Source organism: Brevundimonas sp. GW456-12-10-14-LB3 (assembly GCF_059424365.1).
Genome location: NZ_JBWKZJ010000064.1, coordinates 1 through 6,160, shown reverse-complemented (window position 1 = coordinate 6,160; position 6,160 = coordinate 1). Strand labels below are relative to the sequence as shown.

At 69.9% G+C, this 6,160-nt stretch carries 8 protein-coding genes; all 8 read left to right on the top strand.

The features are described from left to right. The first annotated feature begins 338 nt into the window (after positions 1-338). A complete protein-coding gene (locus tag AC07XS_RS15520) occupies positions 339-1,559 on the top strand; it encodes an acyltransferase family protein (protein WP_182715158.1) in 1,221 nt (406 codons plus the stop codon). A gap of 60 nt (positions 1,560-1,619) precedes the next feature. Then, positions 1,620-2,270 carry a hypothetical protein gene (locus AC07XS_RS15515; protein WP_152948933.1) on the top strand — a complete coding sequence of 217 codons (651 nt, stop codon included), beginning with the start codon at positions 1,620-1,622 and terminating at the stop codon, positions 2,268-2,270. Between the two features lie 3 nt (positions 2,271-2,273). Next, complete coding sequence (locus tag AC07XS_RS15510) at positions 2,274-2,576, top strand: winged helix-turn-helix domain-containing protein (RefSeq protein WP_054763993.1); 303 nt, start codon at positions 2,274-2,276, stop codon at positions 2,574-2,576. Positions 2,577-2,587: 11 nt separating this feature from the next. Next, a complete protein-coding gene (gene folP / locus AC07XS_RS15505; RefSeq protein ID WP_182715160.1) occupies positions 2,588-3,376 on the top strand; it encodes a dihydropteroate synthase in 789 nt (262 codons plus the stop codon). Between the two features lie 40 nt (positions 3,377-3,416). Beyond that, positions 3,417-3,761 (top strand): DMT family transporter, encoded by a 345-nt coding sequence (locus AC07XS_RS15500; RefSeq protein ID WP_054763992.1) that lies wholly within the window; start codon positions 3,417-3,419, stop codon positions 3,759-3,761. Continuing rightward, positions 3,758-4,597, top strand: coding sequence for a bifunctional hydroxymethylpyrimidine kinase/phosphomethylpyrimidine kinase (thiD, locus tag AC07XS_RS15495; protein WP_321208180.1), 840 nt, complete (start codon positions 3,758-3,760; stop codon positions 4,595-4,597). The genes AC07XS_RS15500 and thiD overlap by 4 nt, the downstream gene beginning before the upstream one ends. 483 nt (positions 4,598-5,080) lie before the next feature. Continuing rightward, positions 5,081-5,662 (top strand): nucleotidyltransferase family protein, encoded by a 582-nt coding sequence (locus AC07XS_RS15490; protein ID WP_182715157.1) that lies wholly within the window; start codon positions 5,081-5,083, stop codon positions 5,660-5,662. 39 nt (positions 5,663-5,701) lie between these two features. Further along, a partial coding sequence (locus AC07XS_RS15485) for a DUF1295 domain-containing protein (protein WP_182715156.1) occupies positions 5,702-6,160 on the top strand: 459 nt, incomplete at its 3' end.

Here is a 6,160-nt window from a genome sequence, read left to right as displayed (position 1 = left end):
CGCCGAGGGCGCCCCCGCCACCGAGGCGACGGGCGAGGCCCCCGCCGTCGGCGAACCGGCGACCACCCAGGCGACCCCGGCCGCGCCGCCCGCCGCCACCAGCCCGGCGCCGCCGAACAGCTGATCGCGCGCCCGACGGGCCGCCCTCATCGATCTTCGCCCGGCGTCTTAGGATCCCGGGCGTTTTTCGTTTCTAACGAAGCGGTCGACCTTAAGGGCGCCGGTCGGGCGGTCGCCCCGAACGCCCAGTCGAAACGCCACGAGGTGGCCTTTGGCGAACAAGTTTGAAAAACAAACAAGTCTGTGCAATATGTCTCTCGAACAGGGAGACGAGGATCATGGCCGCAGACGACATCAAGACGGGCGAGCGCCTTCACGGCCTGGACGCCCTACGGGGCGCCGCCCTGCTCCTGGGTTTGGTGCTCCACGGCGCCATGGCCTTCTTTCCGACGCCGATCTGGGTGGTGGCCGACGATCAGCGGTCGGTCTGGGCCAGCGGCCTTTTCTTCGCCATTCACCTGTTTCGGATGGCGACCTTCTTTCTGATTGCGGGTCTGTTCGCCCATATGATGCTGGCGCGGCGGGGGCTGGTGCGGTTCGGGATCAACCGGCTGGCGCGGATTGCGGGACCGCTGGCGGTCTTCTGGGGGCCGTCGCTGGCGGCCATTGTCGCGGTCCTGATCTGGAATGCGGGCCTGCAAGGCATGACGGCGGCCGATGCGCCGCCGCCTCCGACCTATGACTGGACCAATCTGCCGTTGACCCATCTGTGGTTCCTGTGGGTCCTGCTGATCTTCTATGTCGGCCTAGTCGTCGTGCGGGCGCCGTTCGCGGCCCTGGACCGGCAGGGCGGCTGGGGGCGGGCGGTGGTGGATCGCGCGACGGCGTTGCTGGTTCAGCCGGGCGGCGCCGTCGTCCTGGGCGCGCCCCTGGCCCTGGCCCTGTGGCTGCATCCGAACTGGGTCGCCTTCTTCGGCGTGCCGACGCCCGACGCGGGCCTGATCCCCAACACCCCGGCCCTGGTCGGGTTCGGACTGGCCTTCGGCCTGGGCGCCCTGCTGGACCGGCGCCGCGACCTGCTCGAGCGGATCGCGGCGCGGTGGCCGCTTCATCTCGGCCTCGCCCTGGCGGCAGGCGCGACGGCCCTGGCTCTGGCGGGCGGTCCCAATCCCAGGTTGGAGCCTATCACCGATCCGGCGATCAAGGCGGCGGCGGCGGGCGCCTTCGGGGTCGCCGTCTACGCCTCCAGCCTGGCGGCGGTCGCCGTGGCCGTTCGGTTCTGCTCGGGCCACAGCGCGGTGCGGCGCTATCTCGCCGATGCGGCCTATTGGATCTACATCGTCCATCTGCCGCTGGTGATGGTCGGTCAGGTGCTGGTGCAGGACTGGAGCCTAGCCTGGCCGGTCAAACTGGCCTTGATCGTCGGCGGGGCGCTGGCGGCGTCGATCGCCGGCTATGAGCTGCTGATCCGCCACAGCTTCATGGGCCGCTGGCTGAACGGCCGCCGGGTTCCGTGGCGGCGTCGCCCGGCCGCCTCAGCCCCGTCGCCCGCCGAATAGCTTGCCAACCCCCGTCGCCGCGTCCATCCGAAGGACGCGCAAGCCGCAGAGGAATCATCGATGAACGACACGTCCCGCAGCTCGCCCGAGGCCGACCTGGCCTTCCTTCGATCGATCGTCCAGGGCGGGGGCGATCCGAGAGCCACCTTGACCATGGGCGTCCTCTATCTGGCCGGCGGCCTGCTGTACGGGCTGCAGTGCCTGGTTCACCTCGGACAGGCGGCGGGGGTGATCCGCTGGTCCGGGCCGATCAGCCTGGCCTTCGTCACAGGCGTGACCGTCGCCTTCCTGCTGGTGATGGCCTGGGCCATCCGGGAGGACCGCAAGCGGCCCAAGGCCAGCCCCGTCGTCACCCGCACCCTGAACGCCGCCTTCAGCGGGGCGGGCATGGCCAATCTGGCCATCGTCATCGTCTTCGGCTTCGGCTCGGCGCGAGACCAGGACTTCGCCGTCTGGCTCTATTATCCGGCGATGATCTTCGCGCTCCAGTCGGCCGCCTGGTATGTGGCCTGGGCGCTGAAGAAGAAGGGCTGGATGCTGGCGGCGTCGATCGGGGGATGGGCGACGGCGGTGGCCCTGGGGCTGTTGGTCCGCGAGCCCCTGGCCTATCTGCTCGTCGCGACGGCGGCTCTGTTCCTGCTGTTCGCCGGGCCAGGCTGGATCATCACCCGCGAAGCCTTGAAGGCCCGCCCGGCTGCGGACGCCGCCTGACCCATGGGGCTGAACGACCTGGGGCGAATCGACGAGGTCATCCACGGCCGGATGCGGCTGGGGATCATGGTCTATCTGGCCGACGTCGAGGCCGCCGACTTCACCGAGCTGAAGACGGTGCTGGAGGCGACCCAGGGCAATCTGTCGGTGCATCTGAAGAAGCTGGAGGAGGCGGGCTATGTCGCCATCTCCAAGAGCTTCGTGAACAACAAGCCCCTGACGCGGGCGGCGATCACGCTTGAAGGGCGCAAGGCCTTCGACGCCTATCTGGAGGCTCTGGGCGGACTGATCGGGAGGAAGGCGTGACGGTCAAGGTCATGGGCATCGTCAACGTCACGCCCGACAGCTTCTCGGACGGGGGGCGATGGGCGTCGACCGAGGCGGCGGCGGACCAGGCGATGCGGCTGGTCGAGCAGGGGGCCGAGGTGCTGGACATAGGGGGCGAGAGCACCCGGCCGGGCGCCGAGCCGGTCAGCGAGGCCGAGGAGATCGACCGGGTCGTTCCGGTGATCGAGGCCGTTTGCGCCCGCTGGGGCGGCCCGATCAGCGTGGATACGATGAAGCCGGCCGTGGCTCGGGCCGCCGTCGCCGCCGGGGCGACGATGTGGAACGACGTGACCGCCCTGAGCCATGCGCCGGACAGCGCCGCCGTCGCGGCCGAGCTGGGGTGCGAGGTGGTGCTGATGCACATGAGGGGCGAACCCCGGACCATGCAGGCCGATCCCCAGTATGAGGACGTGGTCGCCGAGGTGCGGGCCTATCTGCTGGGCCGGGCCGAGGCGGCGGCGGCGGCGGGGGTGGCGCGCGAGCGGATCTGGCTGGATCCGGGGATCGGCTTCGGCAAGACCCCGGCGCACAATATGGCCCTGACGGCGCGGCTGGGCGAACTGGTCGGGCTGGGCTTTCCAGTGCTTTACGCCGCCAGCCGCAAGCGGACGATCCAGGCGGTGGATGCGACGGCGGTGGAGGCGACCGACCGGCTAGGCGGCTCGTTGGCCCTGGCCCTGGAGGGGGCGCGGCGCGGGGCGCGGATGGTGCGGGTCCATGACGTGCGCGAGACGGTTCAGGCGCTGAAGCTTCAGGCGGCGGTGGCGGCGGCGGAGTGACACGCTTGCCCCCAGCGACGGCCTGGGCCATCTGGTCCCCATGTCCTGGGTGATGTCGATCAATCCGTGGGCGACGCTGGTCGTCGCCGGCCTGCTGGAAGTGCTGTGGGCGTCCGGCCTGAAGTCCGTCAGCCTGCAAAGGCCGCTGACCTCGCTGGGGGTGCTGATCGCCCTGGCGGCCAGCATGATCCTGCTGTGGGTGGCGACCCAGAGGCTGCCGATCGGCACGGCCTATGCGGTCTGGACCGGGATCGGGGCGGTGGGCGCGGCCCTGGTCGGGATCGTCGTATACGGCGAGCCGGCGACGGCGGTGCGGGCGGTGTGCATCCTGCTGATCGTAGCCGGGATCGTGGGCTTAAAGCTGTTTTCGGGAGCCCACGCATGAGCCTCGCTCAAGCAGAGGCCGGCCGCGCGGTCGGCGGTAGCGAAAGAAAAATGGGACGGGTCCTGATCCTGGCGGGGTCGGACAGCGGCGGGGGCGCGGGGGTCCAGGCCGACATCAAGGCGGTGACGATGATGGGCGGGTTCGCCGCCACGGCGATCACGGCCATCACGGTGCAGAACACCCTGGGGGTTCACGGCGTCCATCCCCTGCCGCTGGAGGTCATCACGGCCCAGGCGCGGGCGGTGCTGGAGGACATCGGGACCGATGCGGTCAAGACCGGCATGCTGGGCTCGGTCGAGGTGGTCGAGACGGTGGCGGCCCTGCTGGATGAAGCCAAGGCCCCTGCCGTGGTCGATCCGGTCATGGTGGCCAAGGGCGGCCATCCCCTGCTGCCCGATGCGGCGGTGGAGGCGGTTCGGAGCCTGATGATCCCGCGCGCGGCCCTTCTGACCCCCAATGCGCCCGAGGCCGAGGCCCTGACCGGGCTTGAGGTGCGCGACATCGACGGCCAGAGGCGGGCGGGCGAGGCCCTGCTGAACCTGGGCGCCAAGGCCGTGCTGATGAAGGGCGGCCATGTGGACGGGCCGACGGTGATCGACCTCTTGATGACGGCCGACGGAGAGACGGTGCTGGAGGCCGAGCGGATCGACACCCGCCACACCCACGGCACCGGCTGCACCCTGGCCAGCGCGTGCGCGGCGGGTCTGGCCCTGGGGCGGCCGCTGGAGGTCGCGGTCGCCGAAGCCTGGGCCTATGTCGGCGAGGCGATCCGGCGGGCGCCGGGTCTCGGCGGCGGACACGGGCCGCTGGATCACGGCTGGCCGGTGCGGGGCTGAGGCGGCGGTCCATCGGACACGGAAAAAAGGGTGTCCGATGTGTCCGATCTGTCCGACGGCCATTTTTTTCACAAAGAAAATGGGGGAACTCCGATCGGACTGTCCGGCGGGGCCACGTTCTGCGCGCGTTGCGATGTCAAAGACCGGACCGCCAGTATAGGGCCGCGCGGAAGGGCGCCGGCTGTTTTGACGGGTGAAGCCCTAAGCCTTTGAACCTTTTCGGGCTCGCCTCGACAATCGCGCGCGTAACGGGCGGCGGGCATGGTCCGCCGTTGCGAGGCGGGCCTCCGTTGCGTTCGTCATCCTCGCCCTTGTGGCGAGGATCCAGACGCCCGGTGTTTCCGCAAGGTGCGCCGTCTTTGGCGCCCGGAGTCTGGATCCTGGGGACAAGCCCCAGGATGACGGGACGTGCGGGGGCGCGCATCTGGGGATGATGGCGGACGGCCTCTCCCGCAGGACGGATGGGAAGGGTAAGGGAGGCGGATGAACGCCCCCCTGAGCCAGAAGCTGATCGACATCGTCCGCGCCGATCCCGGCCTGATGCACGTTTTGCGGACGGTGCGGGGGCTGGGCCTGCCCGACTGGCGGCTGGTGTCGGGCGCCGTCTATCAGGCGGTATGGAACGCCAGGACGGGACGGCCGTCGGGATACGGGATCAAGGACTATGACCTGGCCTATTTCGACGGATCGGACCTGTCCTATGAGGCCGAGGACGAGGTGATCAAGCGGGTCGCCGCCGCCTTTGACGAACCCTTCCGCAGCCAGGTCGAGGTGCGCAACCAGGCGCGGGTGCATCTGTGGTTCGAAAACCGGTTCGGCGAGCCCTATGAGGCTCTGCATTCGACCGACGAGGCCCTGGGCCGGTTCGTGGCCCCCGCCTTCGCCGTCGGGGTGCGGCTGGAGGCGGACGATGCGATCACGGTGGCGGCGCCGTTCGGGCTGGAGGATGTGTTCGCCATGGTCGTGCGGCCGAACCCCAACCGGCCGGTGGCCAAGGGCTGGGCCAGGACTGTCGAGAATGCGCGTGGGCGGTGGCCGGAGTTGACGGTGGTTGAATCCGTCTAGGGCGCGCATCCAGGGCGCGCGGCGACACGTATCGGCCGTATGACCCTGACCGACGTCCTCCTCCTCCTGGCCCAGAACCTGGTCCTGATCGTCGCCGTGATGCTGGGGCTGTGGGGCGTGGCGCTGAGGCTGAAGGACGTCAGTTTCGTCGATGCGGTCTGGCCCTTGGGCATGTTGCTGCTGGCCCTGGCCACCCTGCCGCGGACCCACGGCGATCCGACGCGCAAGACCCTGCTGGTCGTGATCTGCGCGGTCTGGGCGCTGCGGCTGGGGCTGCATCTGTTCGGGCGGTGGCGAGCCAGCGGGGCGGACGGCCGCTATGTGCAGATCGTCGAGGATCAGGAACGGAACAAGGGCTGGTCCTTCGCCAAGACGGCCCTGCTGTTCGTCTTTCTGCCCCAGGCCTTTCTGGCCTGGCTGACGGCCCTGCCGGTGCAGCTAGGCCAGGTCGCCGACGCGCCGGCGGCGGGGGGGCTCGCCCTGATCGGGGCGGGGCTG